Below are 23,624 nucleotides of genomic sequence, written 5' to 3' on the forward strand. Positions count from 1 at the left end.
GGCACTATGACGGGGTGGCAGCCGCACGGACGGAGTTCAAGGGCGGGGGCCGGAGGCGTGGCCCCGGCCCGCGGTTCCGCGCGCTCGGCCGCGCTCTTCGCCTTCCGGTGACCGGGACCGCGCGCGGCATCCGGAAAGCGACGCACGCGCACGGGGCCGGCGAGTCGGGCCTCGGCAAACTGATCGAGCTGCACGGGGTGAACGGCGCCGGGGACGTCATGATCACTGTCGCCCTCGCCTCCACCGTCTTCTTCTCCGTCCCCACCGACGAGGCGCGCGGCCGGGTCGCGCTGTACCTGGCCATCACCATGGCGCCGTTCACGCTGCTCGCGCCCGTGATCGGCCCGCTCCTGGACCGGGTGCCGCACGGGCGCCGCGCGGCGATGGCGTGCGCGATGGCCGCGCGGGCGCTGCTCGCGCTGGTGCTGTCGGGGGCGGTCATCACCGGCAGCATCGAGATGTACCCGGCCGCGCTCGGTGTGCTGGTCGCCTCGAAGGCGTACGGCGTGGTCAGAAGCGCGGTGGTGCCACGGCTGCTGCCACCCCGTTTCTCCCTGGTCAAGGCGAACTCGCGGGTCACGCTGTGCGGGCTGCTCGCCACCGGTGTGGCCGCGCCGATCGGGGCGGGGCTCCAGCAGGTCGGGCCGCGCTGGCCGCTGTACGGCGCGTTCGTGATCTTCGTGGCGGGCACCGTGCTGTCGTTCACGCTGCCGCACACGGTGGACTCCGCGCGAGGTGAGGCCCGGGCCCTGCTCGCCGCGGACGAGGACCACCTGCACGGTCCGCTGCGCAAGCGGAGCAAGCGGCCGGGGCTGCGCACGGTCGGCCCGGCGGTGACGCACGCGCTGGCCGCCAACGCCGCCATCCGCTGCCTGACCGGCTTCCTGATCTTCTTCCTGGCCTTCCTGCTGCGGGTGCACCCGCTGTCCGGGCAGAGCGCGGCCGTGTCCCTGGGGATCGTGGGCGTCGCGGCCGGAACGGGCAACGCGCTGGGCACGGCGGTCGGGGCGTGGCTGCGGTCCCGGGCGCCGGAGATCATCATCGTGACGGTGGTCGCGATCGTGCTGGGCGCGGCGGTCACGGCCGCGGTGTTCTTCAGCGCCGTCCTGGTGGCGTGCCTGGCGGCGGTCGCGGGGTTCGCGCAGGCGCTGGCCAAGCTGTCCCTGGACGCGCTGATCCAGCGGGACGTGCCGGAACTCGTCCGCACCTCCGCGTTCGCCCGCTCGGAGACGCTGCTCCAGGTCTCCTGGGTGCTCGGCGGCGCGGTCGGCATCGTGCTGCCCCTCAACGGCACGCTGGGCCTGTCGGTGGGCGCCGCGATCATCGCCGCCGGGTGGCTGACGACCGTACGGGGTCTGGTCGGCTCGGCGCGGCACGGCGGGCCGAGCAGACCCAGGGTGGCGTGATCACGCCACGCCGTACCCAGGTGGGGGGCAGGCCGCGGGCGCCAGATAGCCTTCGCCCATGACCACGTTGCTCCGCGGCACTGCCGCCCTCGGACACGGCGCTGTGCGGCGCCGCCGCGCCGTCGCCGCCGCCGGCGCGGTATCCGCCGGACTGCTCCTGCTGTCCGCCTGTGACAAGCCCACGCCCATGGCCACGGTCACGGTCGGCAGTGACTCGGTCAGCTCCGAGGCCGAATGCGGCGGGCACGGCAAAACCCTGGAGACCGCCGAGATCCAGAAGTGCCTCCAGAACGACAAGGTCAAGTCCATCAGCGTCAACGCCGACGACACGGTCCGCTTCGGCGTCGACCCGGAGGTCGCCGACGAGCGCTGGACGATCCTGATGAACGGTCAGCAGCTCACCGACGACACGGACAACACCTACCGGACGGTCCCGGGCAGCGTGTTCTTCAACGCCCAGTACGGCGCCCAGGGCGACTCCACGCTGGTCACCATCAAGGCCGGCGACGGCAAGGACGACAGCGAGTCGGCCACCGGTCTGTGGTCCTTCAAGCTGAAGAAGGACGACTGACCACGTCCCCCGCGCGCGTTCTCGTAGCCACCGCCGTCCCCGCCGAACGGGACGCGGTGGCACGGGCGTTCCCGGCGCCGGCCGCCGAGCTGTCCCGTCCCGGGGTGGCCCTGCACCGCCTCCCGGACGGCGGCCCGGACCTGCTGGCCGCCGGGGTCGGCCCCGCCCTCGCCGCCGCCTCCACCGCCGCCGCCCTGACCGCCGCGGCGCTCGACGGCGCCCCCTACGGCCTGGTCGTCTCGGCCGGCATCGGCGGCGGCTTCCCGCCCCACGCGCCGGTCGGCTCGCTCGTCGTCGCCGACGCGATCACGGCCGCCGACCTGGGCGCCGAGACCGCCGACGGCTTCCTGCCGGTCACCGACCTCGGCTTCGGCACCGTCACCCACCACCCGCCGCCCGCCCTGGTGCGCGCCACCGCCGCCGCGACCGGCGCCCGCCCCGGCACCGTCCTGACCGGGTCCACCGTCACCGGCACCGCCGAACGCGCCGCGCTGCTGCGCGCCCGCCACCCGGACGCGCTGGCCGAGGCGATGGAGGGCTTCGGCGTCGCCGAGGCCGCCGCCGCGCACGGGGTGCCGGTACTGGAACTGCGCGCCGTCTCCAACCCGGTCGGCCCGCGCGACCGCGCCGCCTGGCGCATCGGCGAGGCCCTCGCGGCGCTGACGGACGCCTTCGGGAAGCTCGCACCCGTCCTCAGGAGTTGGAACCCACATGACGCACACGACCGACCTGACCGCTGAGCCCTTGCGGATCGCGTACTCGCCCTGCCCGAACGACACCTTCGTCTTCGACGCCCTCGCCCACGGCCGGGTGCCGGGCGCGCCCGCCCTCGACGTGACGTTCGCGGACATCGACATCACGAACGGCATGGCCGAACGCGGCGAGTTGGACGTACTGAAGGTGTCGTACGCCGTGCTGCCGTACGTCCTCGACGAGTACGCCCTGCTGCCCTGCGGCGGCGCCCTCGGCCGGGGCTGCGGGCCGCTGGTGCTGACCCGGGAGGCGGACGCGGACCTGCGCGGGCGCACGGTCGCGGTGCCCAGCGAGACGTCGACGGCGTACCTGCTGTTCCGCCTCTGGGCGGCGGACACGGTGCCCGGCGGGGTAGGTGAGATCGTGGTCATGCCGTTCCACGAGATCATGCCGGCCGTGCGGGACGGGAAGGTCGACGCGGGTCTGGTGATCCACGAGGCGCGCTTCACGTACCGGAACTACGGGCTGCACAAGCTCGCCGACATGGGCGAGCACTGGGAGCACACCACCGGGCTGCCGATCCCGCTCGGCGCGATCATCGCCCGGCGGTCGCTGGGCGCGGAGGCCCTGACCGGGCTGGCCGACGCGGTCCGCGCCTCGGTCCGCGCGGCCTGGGACGACCCGGAGGCCTCCCGGCCCTACGTCATGGAGCACGCGCAGGAGATGGACCCGGCCGTCGCCGACCAGCACATCGGGCTGTACGTCAACGAGTTCACGGCCGACCTCGGCGAGGCCGGCTACGCGGCGATCCGGGGCCTGCTGACGCGCGCGGCGGCCGAGGGACTGGTGCCGGCCCTCGGCCCGGACGCGCTGGCGTTCCCCTGACGGGCGGGCCCGGTCAGACGTCCAACTGATCGGCGACGGCGCGGAGCAGGCCGGCGATCTTCTTGCCGGCCGTCTTCTCGGGATAGCGGCCCCGCTCCAGCATCGGGGTGATGTTCTCCAGGAGTGTCGTCAGGTCCTGGACGATGGAGGCCAGCTCGTCGGGCTTCTTGCGCTGCGCGGCCGCGACGGACGGGGCCGGGTCCAGCAGGGTCAGGGACAGGGCCTGATCGCCGCGCTGCCCGGCGACGACGCCGAACTCCACGCGCTGGCCGGGCTTCAGCGCCTCGACTCCGGCGGGGAGGACCGAGGAGTGCACGAAGACGTCACCGCCGTCGTCGCGGGAGAGAAAGCCGAAGCCCTTCTCGCTGTTGAACCACTTGACCTTGCCGGTAGGCACGTCTGTCCTCGTCCTCGTGCTCGTCGGGAAATTGCTCGGATAACTGCGTGGAAACGGCTCTTGATAGCACTTGGGCGGGTCGTCCTGACCCGCCGGTACCAAGGCTAATGCTCTTCAGGCGACTGACAAGACGTCCCTCGGTTGTTCCCCAGGGCTGGGAACTACCCTGGTCGAGTGCGTGAACAAACCCAATCGAATTCCGCCGCGCCCGGTGACCGACTGATCCGCGCCGGTGCGATCGTCTTCTTCGTCGGTACGGTGGCCACTCTGGTCACCGTGGCCCCGCTGCTGCTGGGGACGACGCCGTTCCCCACCTACATGTTCGGCCTGAGCATGCTGATGGGCGTGGGCTTCCTGATCGCCGGGGCGGGGGTGTTCCAGTCGATCGCGGCCGGGCGCCGTCAGGCCCGCGCGGCGGCCGCCCCGTCGCCCTCGCCGTCCCCGTAGCCCGCGAGCCACTCCGGGAACTCCGTCAGGTCGGCGAGGACCACGTCCGCGCCGGCCGCGCGCAGTTCCTCGGCACCGCACGGGCCGCTGGCCACCGCCACGGAGCGGGCGCCCGCGGCCCGGGCTCCGCGGACGTCGCCGACGTGGTCGCCGACGTAGACGTCCGCGCCGTGCTCGCGCAGCGCGACGGCCTTCTGCTCGGCCCACAGGTTGCCCACCACGGCGTCGGGCTCGATGCCGAGGTGCGCCAGGTGCAGCTTGGCGTTGGGTTCGTACTTGGCGGTGACGACGAGCGTCCGCCCGCCGGCCGCGCGTACGGCGGCGACGGCCTCCCGGGCGCCGGGCAGCGCGAGCGTCGGCTCGATCGCGTAGGACGGGTACATCTCCCGGTAGAGGTCGGCGGTGGCGGCGATCTCCTCGGCCGGGAACCAGTTGGCCAGCTCCTCCACGAGCGGCGGCCCCAGCCGCGTGACGGCCAGGTCGGCGTCGACGTACGTCCCCGTCCGCTCACTCAGCGCCAGGTAGCAGGCCCGGATGCCGGGCCGCGAGTCGATCAGCGTCATGTCGAGATCGAAGCCGACGGTGGGGGCGGTACGGGTGGTGAAGGCCATGGCCCCCATTGTGCAGGTCCCACCCGGCACCCCCGGCGGGCCCTCCCCTGCCGACGGCCCACGGCGAGCCGCCCCGCTCAGCCCCGCGGGCGGCGGGAGTGCCAGAGCAGGTACAGGGCCGTGGCGACGGCGGCGCCGCGGAGGACCCAGGGCCAGGTCTCGGTGATCGCGTCGTTCATGTGGCCCTCGGCGATCGGGTCGCCCCAGCGGCCCTCCGTGCGGCCCCACAGCCAGACCACACCGGCGGCGGCGACCGTGCCGGGCAGGCCCAGCACCGCCCACTTCGACTGGGCCGCGGTCAGGCGGCGTGACAGGTAGGCGATCAGCCAGCCCAGGCCCAGGGCGACGAGGTTGCCGAGGACGGCGCCGATGACCAGGAGCGCGGCGGCGAGCAGCAGCAGGGGGTTGTTCCAGCCGCCGCCGGGCCGGGGCCGGGCCCGGCGAAGCAGCCTCCGCGTCCTTCCCGCCGGGGCGGGCTCCACGACCTGCTCCACCACGGCGGGCTTCGCGTCGGTGGCGTCCTTCTTCTCCGCCTCGTCCTCCGGCTTCGGCGGCGGCTTGAGCAGCTCGGGGATCTCCACCCCGCCGACGAACCCGGGCACGCTGTCGCCCATGGCGCCGAACGCGCCGCCCTCCACCCGCCACCAGTCCGGCTGCGGACCGCGGCCGCCGCCTCCCAGCTCCTGCGCGCTCGCCACATGGGGTGGGGAGGCGGCCGGCTGTTCGGGCGGGGGTTCGGGCGCGTTCCGCCGCAGGCCCTTGCGGCGCTCGGCCCTGCGGGGGCCCGTGTCCCGCTGCTCGGGCACCGCGGTCGGCGGCGGCACCGGCGCCGGGCGGACCCCGCTCGTGCCGCCCGCCGCGTCGACGAGGTCGTCGGGGCTGCCGAGCCGGTCCAGGATGCGCCGGACGGCGGCGGGACTGTCCACGGTGGTCCTGGCCCGGTGCCGGTCGATCTCGTTGCGCAGCTCGGAGACCAGCCGCATGCGCGCGGCCGACGGCAGCTGCCGCTGCTGGGCCACGTCGCCGACGCGGCTCAGATACTCGTAGACGACCTGGTCGCTCTCGATCCCCACGGATCCCTCCGGGGCGGTGTGTTGTGGTAGCCCGTCGCACGAAGGTACCGAATCCTCCCGTGGGCGGCGGACACCCCGCGCACGGCACCGGCGCACGCGACCCCCCGCCGTCACCCCCACCCGCTAACGTGGGCCGGATGAGCACCGAGGAGAAGTCCGCGGCCCCCCGGTCCCTCGCGGAGGCGCTCCGTGTCCGGGACGACGTCTCGCTGGCCGCCCTCCTGCGCAGCCGTCCCGACCTCATCACTCCTGTGCCCACCGACCTGACGCAGCTCGCCACCCGGGCCGGCACCCGGGCCTCGGTCGTGCGGGCGCTGGAGCGTCTTGACCGGTTCGCGCTCCAGACGGCGGAGGCGCTGGCCGTGGCGTCGGACCCGGCGCCGTACGGCGAGCTGCTCGGTCTGATGGCGGGGGACGTCGAGGACCCGGCCGTCGCCGCGGCGCTGCCCCGGGCCGTCGCCCTGCTGCGCGAGCAGGCCCTGGTGTGGGGCGCCGACGACCGGCTGCGGCTGGTGCGCACCGCCCGTGAGCTGCTGGCGCCCTCCCCGCAGCACCCGTCCCCCACGGGTCTTGGGCCCACCGTGCGGGAGGCGACCGCCGGGATGTCGCCGGGGCGGATCCAGGAGATCCTGACCACCGCCGGCCTGCCCTCGACCCACGACTCGGTGTCCGCGGTGACCGCGCTCGGCGCCCTGTTCGCCGACCGGCGCCGGATGACGGCCCTCCTGGCCGGGCTGCCCGAGGAGTCGCGGGAGGTGCTGGCCCGGCTGGTGTGGGGACCCCCGTACGGTCAGGTCACCCACGACCCGGCGGCGCACCTGCGCGCGCTCCTCGACCGCGGCCTGCTGCTGCCCACCGCGCCCGGCACGGTCGTCCTGCCCCGCGAGGTCGCCCTGCACCTGCGCGCGGGCCGCGCGCACCGGGCGCCCGAGCCGGCCCCGCCGGCGGTGGAGGCCGCCGCCACGCACCGTCCACAGGTTGTGGACGCCACCGCGGCCGGGCAGGCCCTCGCGGCGCTGGCGACCGTGACCGAGCTGCTGAAGGAGTGGGACGAGGGCGGCCCGACGGTGCTGCGGGCCGGCGGGCTGAGCGTGCGCGACCTGAAGCGCACGGCCGTCGCCCTGGACCTGCCCGAGCCGGTCGCCGCCTTCTGGCTGGAACTGGCCTACGCGGCCGGGCTGATCGCCTCCGACGGCGAGGCCGACGAGCGGTACGCGCCGACCCCGGCGTACGACGAGTGGCGGGAGCTGCCGCCCGCCGAGCGCTGGGCGAGCCTGGCGCAGACGTGGCTGACGGCGACCCGGACACCCGGTGTGGTCGGCGGGCGGGACGCGAAGGACCGGACGCTCTCCGCGCTGGGCCCGAACCTGGACCGTTCGGCGGCGCCGGAGGTACGGCACCGGGTGCTGGCCCTGCTGGCGGGCCTGCCCGAGGGGGCCTCGCCCACCGAGGAGTCGATGCTGGCCCGGCTGCGCTGGGAGCGCCCCCTGCGCGGCCCCGAGCGGGACCGGCGGGAGGACGACCTGCGGACCCGGCTCGCCCGGTGGACGCTGTCCGAGGCCGAGCTGCTGGGCGTCACCGGCCGCGGCGCGCTGGCCGCGCCGGGGCGGGCGCTGATCGGGGCGCCCGAGCCGCCGCACCCGGCGAAGGCGCCGGAGGGCCCCGGCGACAAGCTCCCCGTCCACCACCGCACGCCCGCGCCGCCGGCTCCCCCGGCCCCCGGCGAACGGGCCGCCGCCGCCGCGACCGCCGCCCGGCTGCTGGCGCCGCTCCTCCCGGAGCCGCTGGACCACGTGCTGCTCCAGGCCGACCTCACGGCGGTGGCGCCGGGCCCGCTGGAGCGTGAGCTGGCCGACCTGCTGGGGGTGCTCGCGGACGTGGAGTCCAAGGGCGGGGCGACCGTCTACCGGTTCACGCCGGGGTCGGTGCGCCGTGCGCTGGACGCCGGGCAGACCGCCGCCGACCTGCACACCTTCCTGGCCCGGCACTCCCGCACGCCGGTGCCGCAGCCCTTGACGTACCTGATCGACGACGTGGCCCGGCGGCACGGGCGACTGCGGGTGGGCGCGGCCTCGGCGTACGTGCGCTGCGACGACGACGCGACGCTGGACGAGATCCTCGCCGACCGGCGGGGCGCCGGCCTGGGCCTGCGTCGCCTCGCGCCGACCGTGCTGGCCGCGCAGGCCGAGCCGGCGGCGCTGCTCGAGGGGCTGCGCGCGATGGGGTTCGCGCCGGCCGCCGAGTCCGCCGCGGGCGACGTGCTGATCGCGCGGGCCGACGCCCGCCGCACCCCGCCGCGGGCGGCGCCGGAGCCCGTCCCGGACGGTCCGCCGGCGCCCGACGACACCCTGCTGGCGGCCGCGATCCGCGCCGTCCGGGCGGGCGACCTGGCCTCCACGGCCCCGCGCAAGCCGGGCCCCGGGGACGGCGAGGGCGGTGCGACGGGCGGCGAGCTGCCCCGCACGGGCGCCGCCGAGACGCTCGCGACCATGCAGGCGGCCGTGCTGACCGGCGAGGCGCTGTGGATCGGCTACGTGAACGCGGAGGGCTCCGCCAGCCAGCGCGTGATCGCCCCGATCCGGGTGGAGGGCGGCTTCGTCACGGCGTACGACCACACGGCGGACGAGGTGCGCACCTATCCGCTGCACCGCGTCACGGGCGTGGCGGAACTGGCCGACGACGCGACGTGACACGCCCTCTTTCGGGCGTACGCGCCGGTTCATGCACGCCACGCCGGGTGATTCGCACCTGAGAGGGAGCTTTTTTCATAAACCGCATCGACCTTTCGGCGGTCGGGCAGCCACGGGGTGTCCTGCACCGAAACCGAAAGGAAGAACCCGATGCGTACTGCCGTTCGCCGAGTCGCCACCGTCCTGGCCTCCACCGCGACCCTGATCGCGGCGTTCGCCGCCGAGGCCGCCGCGGTCGGCATCGACCTCGGTGGAGGCGTCACCCTCTGACCGCCCGCCGATCCGTCACACCCCCTTCCGGCGGGCCGGGCTCCCAGCCCCCGGGGCCCGGCCCGCTCCGGATCCCCTTCCCTCCCTCTCCCTCCCCTCGCTCCCTCCCCCTCCCTCCGGAAGGCTCCTCATGCGTCCCAAGACCGCCGACCCCCTCCGCTCCGCCGCCCGTTCCGCCGTCGCCGTCTCCGTGGCCGCCCTGATCACCGCCGCGGCGCTGTTCGGCGCGCTCGCCCCCAAGGCCGCCGCGCTGCCGCTCCCGCTGCCCGCCACCGGCGTGGAGCCGCTGGTCACCGAGGGCCTCACCATCGAGGGGCCGCTGATCAACAACATCGGTCTCAAGTAGCCCGGCGGCGCGATCAGGCACACTGGACGTTTGGCCGAGCCGTCGAGTCGCTGTCGGCCGTACGCACGCGAAAGGGTGCCGCCCGTGAATGGTCCGCTGATCGTCCAGTCCGACAAGACCCTGCTCCTGGAAGTCGACCACGAGCGGGCCGGTGACTGCCGTCGGGCCATCGCGCCGTTCGCCGAGCTGGAGCGGGCGCCCGAGCACATCCACACCTACCGGGTGACACCGCTGGGCCTGTGGAACGCGCGGGCGGCCGGCCACGACGCCGAGCAGGTCGTGGACGCCCTCGTCGAGTACAGCCGCTACCCCGTGCCGCACGCGCTGCTCGTCGACATCGCCGAGACGATGGACCGCTACGGCCGCCTCACCCTCTCCAAGCACCCGGCGCACGGCCTCGTCCTGACGACGACCGACCGGCCGGTGCTGGAGGAGGTCCTGAAGTCGAAGCGGATCGCGCCGCTGGTCGGCACCCGCATCGACCCCGACACGGTGGCCGTGCACCCCTCCGAGCGCGGGCAGATCAAGCAGACGCTGCTCAAGCTCGGCTGGCCCGCCGAGGACCTCGCCGGGTACGTCGACGGCGAGGCGCACCCGATCGAGCTGGCGGAGGACGGCTGGGCACTGCGCCCGTACCAGAAGCAGGCGGTGGAGAACTTCTGGCACGGCGGCAGCGGTGTCGTCGTCCTGCCCTGCGGTGCGGGCAAGACCCTGGTCGGGGCCGGTGCGATGGCGCAGGCCAAGTCGACGACGCTGATCCTCGTCACGAACACCGTCTCCGCCCGGCAGTGGAAGCACGAGCTGGTGCGGCGGACCAGCCTGACCGAGGACGAGATCGGCGAGTACAGCGGCACGAAGAAGGAGATCCGGCCGGTCACCATCGCCACGTACCAGGTGCTGACGACCCGGCGGAAGGGCGTCTACCCGCACCTGGAGCTGTTCGACTCCCGGGACTGGGGGCTGATCCTCTACGACGAGGTGCACCTGCTGCCGGCGCCGGTCTTCAAGTTCACCGCCGATCTCCAGGCCCGGCGGCGGCTCGGTCTGACCGCGACCCTCGTCCGCGAGGACGGCCGCGAGTCCGACGTCTTCTCCCTCATCGGCCCGAAGCGGTTCGACGCGCCGTGGAAGGAGATCGAGGCGCAGGGCTACATCGCGCCCGCCGACTGCGTGGAGGTCCGGGTCAACCTCACCGACTCCGAGCGGCTGGCGTACGCCACCGCCGAGACGGAGGAGAAGTACCGCTTCTGCGCGACGACCGACACCAAGCGGAAGGTGACGGAGGCGATCGTGCGGCGCTTCGCCGGGCAGCAGATCCTCGTCATCGGCCAGTACATCGACCAGCTCGACGAGCTGGGCGAGCACCTGGGCGCGCCGGTCATCAAGGGCGAGACGTCCAACGCCCAGCGGGAGAAGCTCTTCGACTCCTTCCGGCAGGGCGAGATCAGCGTGCTCGTCGTCTCCAAGGTCGCGAACTTCTCGATCGACCTGCCGGAGGCGACGGTCGCGATCCAGGTGTCGGGCACCTTCGGCTCCCGGCAGGAGGAGGCGCAGCGGCTCGGCCGGGTGCTGCGTCCGAAGGCCGACGGTCATCAGGCGCACTTCTACTCGGTCGTCGCCCGCGACACCCTCGACCAGGACTTCGCCGCCCACCGCCAGCGCTTCCTGGCGGAACAGGGCTACGCGTACCGGATCATGGACGCGGACGAGGTGCTCGGCGAGGGGGTCTGACGGGTCCGGGGTGTCAGCGGCGGCGGACGCCGGCCTCCTCCCCGTACTCGCCGAGGATCACGACGTCGAAGGCGGCGCCCGCGAACACCCGCACGGCGCGCACGGCGTCGCCGAGCCGGTGCCGGTGGCTGCCGGCCACGGGCGTGGCACCGGACGCACGGACCGGTGCCGGGGCGGGGTACATGGTTGCTGCGCTCATGTCTCCATGGTGCGACCGCCCGGCCCCGACCGGCATCGGTCTCCGGACCGAACCCGCTCCGCCCCCGCGTACACCTCCCGAGGGACGGGTGCCCCTCAGGTGGGAGGGCCCGTCCCCTAGGGGTCGAGCGGGGGATGACACCAGAGGGTGGAAAAGGGTTGGCCCGCCCGCCACCCTCTCCCCTAAAATCTCCGCTCTTGCCCGCCTCCCTCACGGAGTGCCGTCGTCCGGTTGGTAACCGGCCGGCTTCCCGCGCGCGCCCGCGCCCACCGCACCGCAGGTCACCCGGAGGCACCGCCTTGTCCACGCCCGTCCACGACGACCCCCTGTCCCGCGAGCGCGCCCACCTGGCCGCCTCGCGCTCCGCCCTGCGCGCCATGCGCGAGGACGTGGAGTCCCTCGACATCTCCGACGTGACCGCGAACTGGGTCAACGCCGCGGTCCTGGAACGCCAGATCGAGGACCGCATCAAGGCGCTGGCCGACCTCAGCGAGACCCCGCTGTTCTTCGGCCGGCTCGACTACCTGCACGCTCCCGGTGCCGAGCGGGCCGAGGGCGCGGAGGGTGAGCGCCCGCGGCCGGAGGCCGCTTATCGGACACTGCACGTGGGGCGCCGGCACGTGCACGACGCGGACGGCGACCCGATGGTGATCGACTGGCGGGCGCCGGTCTCGCAGCCGTTCTACCGGGCGTCGAAGAACGACCCGCTGGACGTCTCGCTGCGCCGCCGCTTCGGCTACACCGGCGGGGACCTCACGGCGTACGAGGACGAGCACCTGTCCGACCCGGCCGAGGCGGCGACCACCAGCAGGCTGCTCCAGCAGGAGATCGAGCGGCCGCGCGTCGGGCCGATGCGGGACATCGTCGCGACGATCCAGCCCGAGCAGGACGAGATCGTGCGCGCCGGGCTCACCGGCTCGGTCTGCGTGCAGGGCGGCCCCGGCACCGGCAAGACCGCCGTCGGCCTGCACCGGGTCGCCTACCTCCTGTACGCCCACCGCGAGCGCCTGGCCCGCACCGGCACGCTGGTGATCGGGCCGAACCGGTCCTTCCTGCACTACATCGAGCAGGTCCTCCCGGCCCTCGGCGAGCTGACGGTCCGCCAGGCCACCGTCGAGGACCTGGTCGGTCACGTCGAGGTGCGCGGTGCGGACGAGGCGGCGACGGCGGTGGTCAAGGGCGACGCGCGGATGGCGGAGGTGCTGCGCCGGGCCCTCTACGCGCACGTCTCCCCGCCCGCCGAGGGGATCGTCGTGGTGCGCGGCTCGCGGCGCTGGCGGGTGGCGGCGTACGAGCTGGAGGAGATCGTCCGTGAGCTGCTCGCCCGCGACATCCGCTACGGCGCCGCCCGCGAGGCGCTGCCGCAGCGCATCGCGCACCTCGTGCTGGTGCAGATGGAGCGGGCGGGCGAGGCGCCGGACGACCGGGTGCAGAACGCGGTGGCGCGCAACACGGCGGTGAAGGCCGCGGTGAAGGAGATCTGGCCGCCGGTCGACCCCGCCAAGCTGGTCCTGCGGCTCCTCTCCGACGCGGACTTCCTCGCCGAGCACGCCGCGGGGGTGCTCTCCGAGGACGAGCAGAAGGCGGTGCTGTGGGTGAAGCCGGCCCGTTCGGTGAAGTCCGCCACGTGGTCGCCCGCGGACGCCGTGCTGATCGACGAGGCGACCGACCTGGTCGAGCGCACCCACTCGCTCGGGCACGTGGTCCTCGACGAGGCGCAGGACCTCTCCCCGATGCAGTACCGCGCGGTGGGCCGGCGCTGCACCACCGGCTCGGCGACCGTCCTCGGCGACCTGGCGCAGGGCACCACGCCGTGGGCGACGCGGAGCTGGGCCGAGGCGCTGGGGCACCTGGGCAAGGGCGAGGCCGTGGTGGAGGAGCTGACGGCCGGTTTCCGCGTGCCGACGGACGTCATCGCGTACGCCTCCCGGCTGCTGCCGCACATCGCGCCGGGCCTGACGCCGGTCGCGTCGATCCGCGAGAACCCGGGCTTCTTCGACATCCGTACGACGCCCGCGGGGACGGCCGGAGTACTGGCGGCCTGCGGTGAGCTGCTCTCCCGCGAGGGCTCCGTCGGCCTGATCGCGGCGGACGCGCGGGTGCCGGAGCTGGCGGCGGCGCTCGACGCGGCGGGCGTCGGGTACGTCGGGCCGGGCGAGGAGACCACGCACGCCACGCGGCTGACCCTGGTGCCGGCCTCGCTGGCCAAGGGCCTGGAGTACGACTACGTGGTGCTGGACGAACCGCGGGCGGTGGTGGACGGGGAGCCGGACGAGCGGACGGGGCTGCGGCGGCTGTACGTGGCGCTGACGCGTGCGGTGTCGGGGCTGATCGTGACCCACGCGACGGAGCTGCCGCCGCAGTTGGCCTCGTAGCTACGGGGCACCGGTGGCGTGGGTGTCACTCGCCCGCGTGGGCGGGGTGCCGCTCTCCTTGGGACGGGTGCCGCCCCAGCGGCACGACTGCCCGCAGCTGGGGGGAGATCAATCCCCCAGCACCCGCCGCCACTCCGCGACCGCCTCCGCCGACACCGGCCCCTCCCACCCGGAGGGCCTCGCCGCACCGCCGATGTGGAACGCGTCGATCCCCGCCGCCAGCAGCCCCGGCACGTGCTCGAGGCGCAGGCCGCCGCCGACGAGGAGCTGCTGCTCGTAGCCCGGCTCGCCCCGGCGCCGTGCCTCGGCGAGCAGGACGGTCATGCCCTCGTCCACGCCGCCGGCCGCGCCGGCCGTGAGGTAGGTGTCCAGCCCCGGGAAGTCCCCGAGCTGCTTGCGCAGGGCGTCGCGGTTCGCGGCGCGGTCGATCGCCCGGTGGAAGGTCCACCGGCACCCGTGCAGCACGCCCGCGATCCGCTCCACCGCGTGGAGGTCCACGTCCCCGTCCGGGTCGAGGAACCCGAGGACGAACTCCGTCGCCCCGGCCTCCCGCATCCGGCCGGCCAGCCGCGTCAGCCGTTCGACGTCCCCGGCGGCGAACCCGTCCGCGAGGCGCAGCATCACCCGCAGGTCGATGTCGACGGCGGCCCGGATCGCGGCGACGGTCTCGGCCGACGGGGTGAGTCCGTCGGCCGCCATGTCGGTGACCAGTTCGAGGCGATCCGCGCCTCCGGCCTGGGCGGCGACCGCGTCCTCGACGTCGAGGGCGATCACCTCCAGGACTGCACGCTTGCTCATGGGACCCCATTCGTCGGCCTGCTACAGGTCTAGTCCAATCCAAGACTACGCCCAGACGGCGGGCCGGGGCGCCCCTCAGTCGCCGAAGAGGTTCAGCTCCGCCGCTTCCACCCCGGCCAGCTCGTATCCGGCCGGGTCACCCGCCGGCCGGCCCGCGTACAGCCGTACGAGGGTGGCGGCGTCGCCGATGAACCGGCCCGGGGGCCGCTCACCGCTCACCGCGCCCAGTTTCAGGGGCTCGTCCACGTCGTCGAGGTCGGCGTGGAGCGGCACGTGGCCGCGGTCGCGGGTGAGGGTGGCGAGCAGCGCGAGGGCGGCGGGCAGGCCGGGCCCGGCGTACGCGCCCGGCTCGCCCAGGGCCGTCCGCACGTCACCCGCGTGCACCCACTCCCCCAGCGCGACCCCGTCCAGCGCGCCGCCCGCGCGGCCGATCACCGGACCGGCCTCGGTCATGCCGCGCTCCAGCTCGTCCACGACGCGGGCGTTGCTCCAGTCCGCGCGGTCGGCGATGTCGCGGTCGTTGAACGCGGGCGAGAAGACGCCCTCCTCGAAGCGGTTCTCCACCACCCGGATGAGCGCGCTGGAGCAGTGCGCCAGCACGTCGCGCACGGTCCAGCCCGGACACGCGGCCACGGGCAGCGCGAAGTCCGCGTCCGCCCGCGCCCGCAGCAGGGGCACCAGAGCGTCCCGCTCGATGGTCAGCAGCCGCCCGGGCAGCTCGGGGTCGCGTACGTCGTTCACGTCGGCAGGAGTCGTCATGGACCCCACGTTAGGGCCGGGCGGGGGGAGCGGTCAGCGTCCCGACAGGTCGTCGACCTCGGCGACGAAGAGCAGGGCGGGGTCGAAGGCCATGCCGGTGAAGTGTCCGGCGAGTTCGAGGGAGAGGGCGCCGTGCACGCGGGTCCAGAAGGCGAGGGCGCGGTGCAGGGCCGCGGCGGGGGCCGGGTGGCCGCCCGCCCACTGCCGGTGACCGTCGATGTGCGCGTCGAAGTCGCCGGCGGGACCGTCCGACGGCAGTGCGGCGCAGGCGTCGAGGATGACCGCCATGGTCTCGGCGGCGATCCCGGTGATGTCGTCGGGGGCGTGGTAGCCGGGGACGGGGGTGCCGAAGACGAGGAAGTAGCGCTGGGGGTCGGCGAGTGCCCACGTGCGCAGGACGTGCGCGAGTCCGGCGAGGTCGGCGCCGGAGTCGGCGGCCGCCTTGAAGCCGTCGGCGAGGCTGCGGTAGGCGTCCCGGACCAGTTCGGTGATCAGCTCGTCGCGGCCGGCGAAGTACCGGTAGAGCGCGGGCCCGCTCATGCCCATCCGCTTGGCGATCGCGTTGAGCGAGAGCGCGGAGGCGCCCGCCGTGGCGATCTGCTCCCACGCGTGTTCCTTGATCTCCGCGCGCACCTGGGTGCGGTAGCGCTCGCGCGGGGTCTCGGTGCGCGCCTCGGGCATGGTCCGCCACCTCTCCGCTTCATCGTCAAGATTGAGTGAGAGGTTATCACCAGAGCTGCCGCTGGAAGAATGGGCGCATGGCCGACCTCGACGCCCTGCGCTCCCGCTTCGCCCGTGCCCTGGAGCAAGCCGCCACCCCCGGTTCCGGCCCCGACCCGGCGCCGTACGCCGACCGTCTGCTCGCCCGCTGGCAGGAGCCACACCGGCGGTACCACACGCTCGCGCACCTGACCGCCGTACTGGACCACGTCGACGTACTGGCCGAGCACGCCCACGACTTGGCCGCCGTCCGGCTCGCCGCCTGGTTCCACGACGCGGTCTACCTCCCCGAGCGCTCCGAGAACGAGGAGCGCTCGGCCCGGCTCGCCGAGCGCGCCCTGGCCGAGGCCGGGGTCCCGGCGGAGCGCACCGCCGAGGTGGCCCGGCTGGTCCGCCTCACCGTCACCCACGCCCCGGCCGACGACGACCGCGACGGACAGGTGCTGTGCGACGCGGACCTCGCGGTCCTCGCCTCGCCGCCGTCGGCGTACGCCGCGTACACGGTGGCCGTGCGCGAGGAGTACCACTTCGTGCCGAACGACGCCTTCCGCGAGGGCCGGGCCGCGGTCCTGCGGCAGCTGCTCGGCCTGCCCCGGCTGTTCCACACCCCGCACGGCCGCCGGGAGTGGGAGGCGACCGCACGCCACAACATCACCGGCGAGCTGGAAATGCTGTCGCTCTCAGACGCCCCGGACGCTTAGCCTGCCCGGCATGCGGACCATGGGTGGGGAACAGGTGGAGGAAGCCGTCGCGAGCGCCGTCGCGCTGTTGCGGACGGCGGTCGACCGGGACTGGGAGACGGCGCGGGCGGGCCGGCTGGAGTGGAGCTGCCGGTACACGGCGGAGCACGTCGCGGGCGATCTCATCACCTACGCGGGGCAGTTGGCCGGACGCGCCACCGACGCGTACGTCCCCTTCGAGATCACCTTCGACGAGGGCACCGGCAACGAGGGCGTGCTCCATGTGATCGAGACGACCTGCGCGCTGCTCGCCGCGACCTTGCGCACCACCCCGCGCGAGGTCCGCGCCTTCCACCCGTACCCCTACCGCAGCGCGAATCGCGAGGGCTTCGCCGCGATGGGGATCGCCGAGGTGTTCCTGCACACGCACGACATCGCCGAGGGTCTCGGCCTGGCCTACGAGCCCCCCGCCGGACTCTGCGCCGGCGTCCTCGCCGGGATCTTCCCGCACGTTCAGCCCGGCCCCGACCCCTGGCGCACCCTGCTGTGGGCCACCGGCCGCGGAGACCTGCCCGGACGTGCCCCGGTCACCGAGTGGCGCTGGCGCAACAACCTGGTGATACCGGCCGAACGGCTCACCCTCCAGGGCGTCACGCCGGCCGCCGCCACCGACCTCGCCGCGGGCGGCGACGGCGGGTTCGAGTGGGTGGGCGGCGGGCCCTTCCAGGGCACCCGGGACGCCGCCGGCATGCTGCTCAAGGCGTACGAGGGGGGCGTGCACCGGCCGGAGTGGGGCGTGTTCGCACTGGTGCGCCGGGAAGACGGCCGCGCGGTCGGCGGTATGGGCTTCCACGGGCCGCCGGACGAGGACGGGCGGGTGGAGATCGGCTACGACCTCGCCGAGGCGGCCCGCGGCCACGGCTACGCCACCGAGGCGCTGCGCGCGCTGTCCGCGTGGGCGTTGGCGCGGGAGGAGGTGACGTCGGTGTTCGCGACGACCGAGCCCGCCAACGTCGCCTCCCAGGCAGTGATCACCCGCGCCGGCTTCACCCGGGTCGCCGGCGACGAGGGGCAACTCGCCTACGAGCTGCGCGGCTGAGCCCCGGCCCCGGAGCCGGTCCCCGATCCCTTGCGGCGCCGCAGCCCCGCCCCGTGCAGCAGCCGCACCACCTCGCGGCTGCTGACCTCCAGCGCACCGGCGGACACCGCGTCGGCGTACCGCTGGGCGGGGACGTCGTAGTGGTCGCGTTCGAAGGCGCGGCGCGGGACGCCCAGCGTCGCGGCGAACGCGTGCAGCTCGGCGTAGGAGACGTCGCTGACCAGGTGCGACCACATGCGGCCGTGGCCCGGCCAGGTCGGCGGGTCGATGTAGACGGTCACCGGGGCGTCCTCACGGGGCGGAGCCGCCGATGGCGCCGCCCAGCGAACCGACGGCGGCGACCTTCACGCCCGCCTTGCCGCACACCCAGTGCGGGTCGGGACCCAGTTCCGGCTCGACGTCCAGCGCGTGCGGGTCGCCGGAGCCGCAGACCGGGCAGAGCGGCCAGCGGCCGTAGCGCTCCAGCAGGGCGTCCTGCACGTCCTGCGCGACCAGCCCGGCCACGAACTCCGCGCCCTCGGGCCACTGCTCGACCCACCAACGCCGTTGCACGACGGACTCCTCGACCAGCGACACGACGTCCGGCTCGGCGACCCGGCCCGCCACCAGATCGGCGAGCACGAGAGCGCGCGCGGCGTGCAGCGTCTGCTCCAGGGGGCTGATGGGGTCCATGCACCCATTGTGCGCACTCTTGACCCGCGGACCGAAACGAAAATATCTTTCATGAGTGACCGATGAAGTGAAGGAAACTTTCGCGAAGGCCTCCGGGGGCCGCCGCGCCACCGGCGGCGGGACCGCGCCGCCCGCACCCGCCGCCCTCGCGGCCAAGGTGCGCACGCTGGCGCCGTCGATGACCCGCTCCATGCAGCGGGTCGCCGAGGCCGTCGCCGGCGACCCGGCCGGCTGCGCCGCCCTCACGGTCACCGGTCTCGCCGAGCTGACCGGCACCAGCGAGGCGACCGTCGTACGCACCGCCCGGCTGCTCGGCTACCCCGGCTACCGTGATCTGCGCCTCGCCCTGGCCGGGCTCGCCGCCCAGCAGCAGTCCGGCCGCGCGCCCGCCATCACGACCGACATCGCGGTGGACGACCCGATCGCCGACGTCGTCGCCAAGCTGGCCTACGACGAACAGCAGACCCTCGCCGACACCGCCGCCGGGCTGGACACCGGCCAGCTCGGCGCGGCCGTCGCCGCACTGGCGGCCGCCCGCCGCACCGACGTGTACGGCATCGGCGCCTCCGGCCTGGTCGCCCAGGATCTCACCCAGAAACTCCTGCGCATAGGGCTGATAGCCCACGCCCCCAACGACCCGCACCTCGCCGTCACCAACGCGGTGCAGCTGCGCGCCGGGGACGTCGCCCTCGCGATCACCCACTCCGGGTCGACCGGGGACGTCATCGAACCGCTGCGGGCCGCCTTCGAACGCGGCGCGACGACCGTCGCCATCACCGGCCGCCCCGACAGCCCCGTCACGCAGTACGCCGACCACGTGCTGACCACGTCGACGTCGCGGGAGAGTGAGCTGCGGCCGGCGGCGATGTCCTCCCGGACGAGTCAGCTGCTGGTGGTGGACTGCCTGTTCGTGGGGGTGGCGCAGCGGACGTACGAGGCGGCGGCGCCGGCTTTGGCGGCGTCCTATGAAGCGCTGGCCCATCGGCACGGGGGGTCGCGCGGGAGACCGTAGACGGTATTCGCCGTGCGCGGCTGCGGGCCCGTCGTGGCTGGTCGCGCAGTTCCCCGCGCCCCTGGGCCCCTGGGTTAGTACACGGACCGAACGTTGAAGAGAGCAGCTCTCATGACCTCAACCCCCCATCACCCCGATCTCCGTTCCCAGTTGGAGACCCTTGCCACCGAGGCGTTCCGGCCCGAGCTGGCCGAGATCGATCAGCTGCCCACCCTCGACATCGCGCGGACGATGAACGGTGAGGACGCCGGCGTCGCCGCCGCCGTGGCCGCGCGGTTGCCGGAGATCGCCGGTGCCATCGACGCCGTGGCCGCCCGGATGGCACGCGGCGGGCGGCTGATCTACGCGGGCGCCGGGACCGCCGGACGGCTCGGGGTGCTGGACGCCTCGGAGTGCCCGCCCACCTTCAACACCGCCCCGGGACAGGTCGTCGGCCTGATCGCGGGCGGCCCGGACGCCATGGTCACCTCCATCGAGGGCGCCGAGGACTCGCCCGAGCTGGCCCGTGCCGACCTGGAGGCCCTCGGTCTCACCGCCGACGACGCGGTGGTCGGCGTCTCCGCCTCCGGCCGCACCCCGTACGCCGTCGGCGCCGTCGAGCACGCCCGCGCGCTCGGCGCCCTGACCGTGGGGCTGGCCTGCAACGAGGGCAGCGCCCTGGCCGCCGCCGCCGAGCACGGCATCGAGGTCGTCACCGGGCCCGAGCTGATCACCGGGTCGACCCGCCTGAAGGCCGGCACGGCGCAGAAGCTCGTCCTCAACATGCTGTCGACGATCACCATGGTCCGGCTCGGCAAGACGTACGGGAACCTGATGGTGGACGTGCGCGCCTCCAACGAGAAGCTGCGCGCCCGCTCACGCCGGATCGTCGCGCTCGCCACCGGCGCCGCCGACGCCGACATCGAGCGCGCGCTGACCGCCACCGACGGCGAGGTCAAGCACGCGATCCTGGTGCTCCTCGCCGACGTGGACGGCCCGACCGCGGCCCGCCTCCTGGCGGACTCCGACGGCCACCTGCGGGCAGCGCTGGCGGCGGCGAACGGCTGACCCGCGCGACGCCGTCCGGCGGTCCGGGCGGCGGAGGGGTGCCGGGAGGGGTGCCGCTCCCGCCGCGTGGCGTCCGCCCCGGACCCCGACCCCGGTACCGGCGGGCGCGGCGCCCTGTTCCGCGGCCGGGCCCGCCGGGCAGGTCCCCGCCCACCGGCCCGGGGCCGTCCCGCGGCGTGTGCGATTCTGGAGGGCATGAACCACGCCCAGCTGACCGCCCTGGGCCGCGCCCTGCGCCTCCTCGGTGAGCACGGCGAGGCCCTGACCGGTGACACCCCGGACGCCAAGCTGCACGAGGTTCGCGCGGACGTGAAGCGCGCGCTGGACCTGCTGGAGGAGAGCGTCGCGACGGCGGCCCCCAGCACCCGCTGCCCGGAGCATCCGACGGGGCCGGTCGACGAGGCCGCCCCCGACCGCTGCCTGCTGTGCGAGACCCGCCGCCGCAGCGCCCGCCGCGCCGAGTACAACGGCGGCCCCCTCCCGGCCCGGCCCACCGAGCCGGTCCAGTCCCGTTACGGGGTGCGGGGCGACCGTCCGCAGCCCCAGCAGCGCTGGCTGCCCGAGCTGTGGAACGGGCAGGCGTGGCAGCTGTGCGGCACCCCGCGCCGCGACCGCCGCGAGGCCGAGCTGTACATCGCGGCCCAACTGCGCGCCCCGCGGGCGGCCATGGCGTACCGGCTGGTGCACGAGTTCACGGACTACGAGGTGCTGCGGGTGTGGGGCACGCCGGTGCGGGTGGACATCGAACCGATGGGCGGCCTCTGAGGTGGTCAGACGGAACGACCTGCGGCGCGCCGCCCTCGTCGACGCCGCCATCGAGGTGCTGGCGGCACAGGGCGCGCGGGGCCTGACCTTCCGGGCGGTGGACGCCGAGGCCGCCGTCCCGGCCGGCACCGCGTCCAACTACTTCGCCAACCGCGACGACCTGCTCACCCAGACCGGCGCCCGCGTCTACGAGCGTCTCCACCCGGACGAGGCGACGATCGCCCGCCAGCGCGCGGCAGGGAACGACCGCGACACCTACGTCCGGCTGATGCGCGAACTCGTCGACCGCGTCTCCTCCTTCCGCTCCGGCTACCTCGCGCTGCTCGAACTGCGCCTCGAGGCCACCCGGCGCCCCGGCCTGCGCGCGGTCCTGACCGAACGCATCCGCGAGGACGTGGACGCCAACGTCGCCTACCACGAGGGCTCCGGCCTCCCCGGCGACGCGATGGCCGTCAAGCTGCTCTATCTCGCCCTGAACTGGCTGATCGTCGAACAGCTCACCCTCCCGGACGTGTTCACCGAGGAGGAGCGGGACCAGTTGGTGACGGCGGCGGTCGAACGGATCGTGGTGCCGGACCGGGGCTGACCGGCGTTGCCGGACGGAGAAGGTCGTCTGGGGTGAGGCGGGGAACGAATGTTCCCGGCGACATACTCTGACTCGTTCGTACGATCCTCGCATGCAACTTCGGTACGCCTTCAGGTTGTACCCGGACACCGGCCAGCAGGCCGCGTATCGAAGGCGTTCGGGTGTGCTGGCCACCCGCCTGACGCCGTACGCGCTAGCCCCGCGCGCTTTCGTGGTTCGTACGCCGCAGTCTGGCCCGCATCACCTCGTCCGCCCCCGCCGCCGTCACCGACCCGTGCGGGCAGTCCCACTCCCGGCCTCCGCCGACCGGCCGCAGTTGAACGCTGCCGCCGACGTGCCCCATCACCTCACCCACCCGGCCGTCCCGCGCGTCCACGGCATGCGTGCCGACCGGCGGGCGCTCACCCCGCACCACCGACGCCAGCCGCTCGGCCACGCGGACGTTGCAACGCCCCAGCTCGACCAGGGCGAACGGCTCGTCGCTCGCGCCGGTCACCGGATCGACGCACAGGGACGGCAGGACGACGCCCGCGCCCAGGAGTGCCTGCCGCAGGGACTCGACGACTTCCTCGGTCGTACGCACCCTTCTCCACCTCCACGCTGAGTTCGTGATTCGCGACACAGCGTGTCCGTTCCGCCTCTAACCTGGCCAGAGAGGGCGCCCCAACAACCCCTGCTGTAAGACCGGGAGTTCCGTCGCCATGCCTGGACCGAAAGACCTCGACCCCTCGACGTCCCCCCGCGCCCTGCTGGGTGCGGAGTTGCGCCACGCGCGGGAGAAGGCCGGGCTGAGCCAGGAGGAGCTGGGCGGGCGGCTGTTCGTCAGCGGGTCGTTCATCGGCCAGTTGGAGTCCGGCACGAGGAGGATGCAGCGCGAGTACGCGGGACTGCTGGACGACGCCCTCGGGACGGAGGACTTCTTTCGGCGCAACTGTGCGGCTGCGGCGAAGTCGAAGTATCCCGAGCACTTCGCCGAGGCGGCGGAGGCAGAAGGGTCAGCTACGGCGATCAAGGAGTACGCGTCGATGCTGATCCCGGGGGCTGCTCCAGACTCCCTCCTACGCTCGGGCCGTATGCCGCGCCTATCAGCCGACGGCGACTGACGAAGTGATCGACGAACTGGTGACGGCACGGATGGAGCGGGCCCGCATGCTCGCCGATCCAACAGAACCCATGTTGTGGGCCGTCATTGACGAATCCGCGCTGCGCCGCGCCACCGGCGGCCGGGAAGTGATGGCAGCGGCGCTGCGCCACATCGCCACCCTCATGCGCGAGAACCGGGTCATCGTGCAGGTGCTGCCCTTTGATGCGGGAGCGCACCCCGCGATGCAGGGCTGCGTCAAGCTGATGGACTTCGCGGGCGCTCCTCCGCTGGTCTACCTCGAAGGGGTGGGTACAGGGCGGGTGGACGACGATCCGGCCACCGTCGGGCGCTACAGGCTCTACTACGAACTCCTCATGATCTCCGCGCTCTCGCCTACGAAATCCCTGTCCATGATCGAGGAGCTGGCGCAGAATTACGCCCATGGAGACGACCTCTGAGTACGCGTGGCACAGGTCCAGCTACAGCGGCGGCAGCGGCGGCAATTGCTTGGAGATCGCTCGCTGGCGCAAGTCCACGTACAGCGGCGGCAGCGGCGACAACTGCCTGGAAATGGGGCTCGGCAACCCCACCACCACCCCTGTCCGCGACTCCAAGAACCCTGACGGACCAACCCTCCGCTTCCAAGCCGCCGCCTGGTCCGCCTTCGTAGGCGCCCTCAAGGCGTCTCCAGTCACCACCGATTGACCG

At 74.1% G+C, this 23,624-nt stretch carries 26 protein-coding genes and 1 pseudogene; 17 read left to right on the forward strand and 10 right to left on the reverse strand.

The window, feature by feature from the left end:
• Window positions 1-14: 14 nt before the first annotated feature.
• The 4 genes from OIE75_RS16630 to OIE75_RS16645 are packed head-to-tail and all read left to right on the forward strand — an operon-like array spanning window position 15 to window position 3,555.
• Window positions 15-1,406 carry an MFS transporter gene (locus tag OIE75_RS16630; protein WP_307013238.1) on the forward strand — a complete coding sequence of 464 codons (1,392 nt, stop codon included), beginning with the start codon at window positions 15-17 and terminating at the stop codon, window positions 1,404-1,406.
• 58 nt (window positions 1,407-1,464) lie between these two features.
• Window positions 1,465-1,977 (forward strand): DUF2771 domain-containing protein, encoded by a 513-nt coding sequence (locus OIE75_RS16635; RefSeq protein WP_329471354.1) that lies wholly within the window; start codon window positions 1,465-1,467, stop codon window positions 1,975-1,977.
• A 56-nt stretch (window positions 1,978-2,033) separates the two neighbouring features.
• Window positions 2,034-2,717, forward strand: coding sequence for a futalosine hydrolase (locus tag OIE75_RS16640; protein WP_443078365.1), 684 nt, complete (start codon window positions 2,034-2,036; stop codon window positions 2,715-2,717).
• On the forward strand, window positions 2,689-3,555 hold the full coding sequence (locus OIE75_RS16645; RefSeq protein WP_373462972.1) for a 1,4-dihydroxy-6-naphthoate synthase: 867 nt from the start codon (window positions 2,689-2,691) through the stop codon (window positions 3,553-3,555). The genes OIE75_RS16640 and OIE75_RS16645 overlap by 29 nt, the downstream gene beginning before the upstream one ends.
• Before the next feature lie 13 nt (window positions 3,556-3,568).
• Here the strand turns inward: OIE75_RS16645 and OIE75_RS16650 are convergent, their stop codons facing one another.
• Window positions 3,569-3,952: a cold-shock protein gene (locus OIE75_RS16650; RefSeq protein WP_053132946.1), complete on the reverse strand. Its 384-nt coding sequence runs from the start codon at window positions 3,950-3,952 to the stop codon at window positions 3,569-3,571.
• Window positions 3,953-4,126: 174 nt separating this feature from the next.
• Between OIE75_RS16650 and OIE75_RS16655 the strand changes: the two genes are divergently transcribed.
• On the forward strand, window positions 4,127-4,399 hold the full coding sequence (locus OIE75_RS16655) for a hypothetical protein (RefSeq protein ID WP_307013243.1): 273 nt from the start codon (window positions 4,127-4,129) through the stop codon (window positions 4,397-4,399).
• On the opposite strand, the gene OIE75_RS16660 is transcribed toward OIE75_RS16655, so the two are convergent.
• A complete protein-coding gene (locus OIE75_RS16660; protein ID WP_307013245.1) occupies window positions 4,354-5,010 on the reverse strand; it encodes an HAD family hydrolase in 657 nt (218 codons plus the stop codon). The genes OIE75_RS16655 and OIE75_RS16660 overlap by 46 nt on opposite strands.
• A 77-nt stretch (window positions 5,011-5,087) precedes the next feature.
• Window positions 5,088-6,083 carry a hypothetical protein gene (locus OIE75_RS16665; protein ID WP_307013247.1) on the reverse strand — a complete coding sequence of 332 codons (996 nt, stop codon included), beginning with the start codon at window positions 6,081-6,083 and terminating at the stop codon, window positions 5,088-5,090.
• Window positions 6,084-6,220: 137 nt separating this feature from the next.
• Here OIE75_RS16665 and OIE75_RS16670 point away from each other — a divergent pair, with 137 nt between their 5' ends.
• The 3 genes from OIE75_RS16670 to OIE75_RS16680 all read left to right on the forward strand — a co-directional run bounded on the left by OIE75_RS16670 (window position 6,221) and on the right by OIE75_RS16680 (window position 11,120).
• Window positions 6,221-8,773, forward strand: coding sequence for a helicase-associated domain-containing protein (locus OIE75_RS16670; protein WP_329471356.1), 2,553 nt, complete (start codon window positions 6,221-6,223; stop codon window positions 8,771-8,773).
• A 400-nt stretch (window positions 8,774-9,173) separates the two neighbouring features.
• On the forward strand, window positions 9,174-9,389 hold the full coding sequence (locus OIE75_RS16675) for a hypothetical protein (RefSeq protein ID WP_307013251.1): 216 nt from the start codon (window positions 9,174-9,176) through the stop codon (window positions 9,387-9,389).
• A gap of 84 nt (window positions 9,390-9,473) precedes the next feature.
• Window positions 9,474-11,120, forward strand: coding sequence for a DNA repair helicase XPB (locus tag OIE75_RS16680; protein ID WP_307013252.1), 1,647 nt, complete (start codon window positions 9,474-9,476; stop codon window positions 11,118-11,120).
• A gap of 13 nt (window positions 11,121-11,133) precedes the next feature.
• On the opposite strand, the gene OIE75_RS16685 is transcribed toward OIE75_RS16680, so the two are convergent.
• Window positions 11,134-11,319: a hypothetical protein gene (locus OIE75_RS16685; RefSeq protein WP_163016220.1), complete on the reverse strand. Its 186-nt coding sequence runs from the start codon at window positions 11,317-11,319 to the stop codon at window positions 11,134-11,136.
• Between the two features lie 299 nt (window positions 11,320-11,618).
• Here OIE75_RS16685 and OIE75_RS16690 point away from each other — a divergent pair, with 299 nt between their 5' ends.
• A complete protein-coding gene (locus tag OIE75_RS16690) occupies window positions 11,619-13,694 on the forward strand; it encodes a HelD family protein (RefSeq protein ID WP_329471357.1) in 2,076 nt (691 codons plus the stop codon).
• Between the two features lie 108 nt (window positions 13,695-13,802).
• On the opposite strand, the gene OIE75_RS16695 is transcribed toward OIE75_RS16690, so the two are convergent.
• The 3 genes from OIE75_RS16695 to OIE75_RS16705 form a co-directional block, all read right to left on the reverse strand.
• Window positions 13,803-14,492 carry a copper homeostasis protein CutC gene (locus OIE75_RS16695; protein ID WP_329471358.1) on the reverse strand — a complete coding sequence of 230 codons (690 nt, stop codon included), beginning with the start codon at window positions 14,490-14,492 and terminating at the stop codon, window positions 13,803-13,805.
• A 75-nt stretch (window positions 14,493-14,567) separates the two neighbouring features.
• A complete protein-coding gene (locus OIE75_RS16700) occupies window positions 14,568-15,251 on the reverse strand; it encodes a maleylpyruvate isomerase family mycothiol-dependent enzyme (protein WP_329471359.1) in 684 nt (227 codons plus the stop codon).
• A 33-nt stretch (window positions 15,252-15,284) separates the two neighbouring features.
• Entirely contained in the window at window positions 15,285-15,932 is a 648-nt protein-coding gene (locus OIE75_RS16705; protein WP_329471360.1) for a TetR/AcrR family transcriptional regulator, read from the reverse strand.
• Window positions 15,933-16,009: 77 nt separating this feature from the next.
• Between OIE75_RS16705 and OIE75_RS16710 the strand changes: the two genes are divergently transcribed.
• Both OIE75_RS16710 and OIE75_RS16715 read left to right on the forward strand, forming a co-directional pair.
• Window positions 16,010-16,672 (forward strand): HD domain-containing protein, encoded by a 663-nt coding sequence (locus tag OIE75_RS16710; RefSeq protein WP_329471361.1) that lies wholly within the window; start codon window positions 16,010-16,012, stop codon window positions 16,670-16,672.
• A 10-nt stretch (window positions 16,673-16,682) separates the two neighbouring features.
• Window positions 16,683-17,750, forward strand: a complete 1,068-nt coding sequence (locus OIE75_RS16715; RefSeq protein WP_329471362.1) for a GNAT family N-acetyltransferase — start codon at window positions 16,683-16,685, stop codon at window positions 17,748-17,750.
• Here OIE75_RS16715 and OIE75_RS16720 read toward each other — a convergent pair.
• Window positions 17,732-18,031, reverse strand: coding sequence for a DUF4031 domain-containing protein (locus OIE75_RS16720; RefSeq protein ID WP_329471363.1), 300 nt, complete (start codon window positions 18,029-18,031; stop codon window positions 17,732-17,734). The two genes, OIE75_RS16715 and OIE75_RS16720, sit on opposite strands and share 19 nt — an antisense overlap.
• 10 nt (window positions 18,032-18,041) lie before the next feature.
• Window positions 18,042-18,422 carry a hypothetical protein gene (locus OIE75_RS16725; protein ID WP_329471364.1) on the reverse strand — a complete coding sequence of 127 codons (381 nt, stop codon included), beginning with the start codon at window positions 18,420-18,422 and terminating at the stop codon, window positions 18,042-18,044.
• Window positions 18,423-18,477: 55 nt separating this feature from the next.
• Here OIE75_RS16725 and OIE75_RS16730 point away from each other — a divergent pair, with 55 nt between their 5' ends.
• The 4 genes from OIE75_RS16730 to OIE75_RS16745 all read left to right on the forward strand — a co-directional run bounded on the left by OIE75_RS16730 (window position 18,478) and on the right by OIE75_RS16745 (window position 21,832).
• Window positions 18,478-19,434 carry a MurR/RpiR family transcriptional regulator gene (locus OIE75_RS16730; RefSeq protein WP_307013268.1) on the forward strand — a complete coding sequence of 319 codons (957 nt, stop codon included), beginning with the start codon at window positions 18,478-18,480 and terminating at the stop codon, window positions 19,432-19,434.
• A 111-nt stretch (window positions 19,435-19,545) separates the two neighbouring features.
• Window positions 19,546-20,481, forward strand: coding sequence for an N-acetylmuramic acid 6-phosphate etherase (gene murQ, locus OIE75_RS16735; protein WP_329471365.1), 936 nt, complete (start codon window positions 19,546-19,548; stop codon window positions 20,479-20,481).
• A 195-nt stretch (window positions 20,482-20,676) separates the two neighbouring features.
• Window positions 20,677-21,246 (forward strand): hypothetical protein, encoded by a 570-nt coding sequence (locus OIE75_RS16740; protein ID WP_125494151.1) that lies wholly within the window; start codon window positions 20,677-20,679, stop codon window positions 21,244-21,246.
• Between the two features lies 1 nt (window position 21,247).
• The gene (locus OIE75_RS16745; protein ID WP_307013272.1) at window positions 21,248-21,832 is read left to right on the forward strand and encodes a TetR/AcrR family transcriptional regulator; all 585 of its coding nucleotides are present in this window, start codon (window positions 21,248-21,250) and stop codon (window positions 21,830-21,832) included.
• A 193-nt stretch (window positions 21,833-22,025) separates the two neighbouring features.
• On the opposite strand, the gene OIE75_RS16750 is transcribed toward OIE75_RS16745, so the two are convergent.
• Window positions 22,026-22,415 (reverse strand): hypothetical protein, encoded by a 390-nt coding sequence (locus tag OIE75_RS16750; protein WP_307013274.1) that lies wholly within the window; start codon window positions 22,413-22,415, stop codon window positions 22,026-22,028.
• A 118-nt stretch (window positions 22,416-22,533) separates the two neighbouring features.
• Here OIE75_RS16750 and OIE75_RS16755 point away from each other — a divergent pair.
• Both OIE75_RS16755 and OIE75_RS16760 read left to right on the forward strand, forming a co-directional pair.
• Window positions 22,534-23,374, forward strand: a pseudogene (locus OIE75_RS16755) (helix-turn-helix domain-containing protein).
• Window positions 23,358-23,621 (forward strand): DUF397 domain-containing protein, encoded by a 264-nt coding sequence (locus OIE75_RS16760; protein WP_329471366.1) that lies wholly within the window; start codon window positions 23,358-23,360, stop codon window positions 23,619-23,621. The pseudogene OIE75_RS16755 and the gene OIE75_RS16760 overlap by 17 nt, the downstream one beginning before the upstream one ends.
• Window positions 23,622-23,624 lie beyond the last annotated feature (3 nt).

The organism is Streptomyces sp. NBC_01723 (assembly GCF_036246005.1).
Classification (GTDB): Bacteria; Actinomycetota; Actinomycetes; order Streptomycetales; family Streptomycetaceae; genus Streptomyces.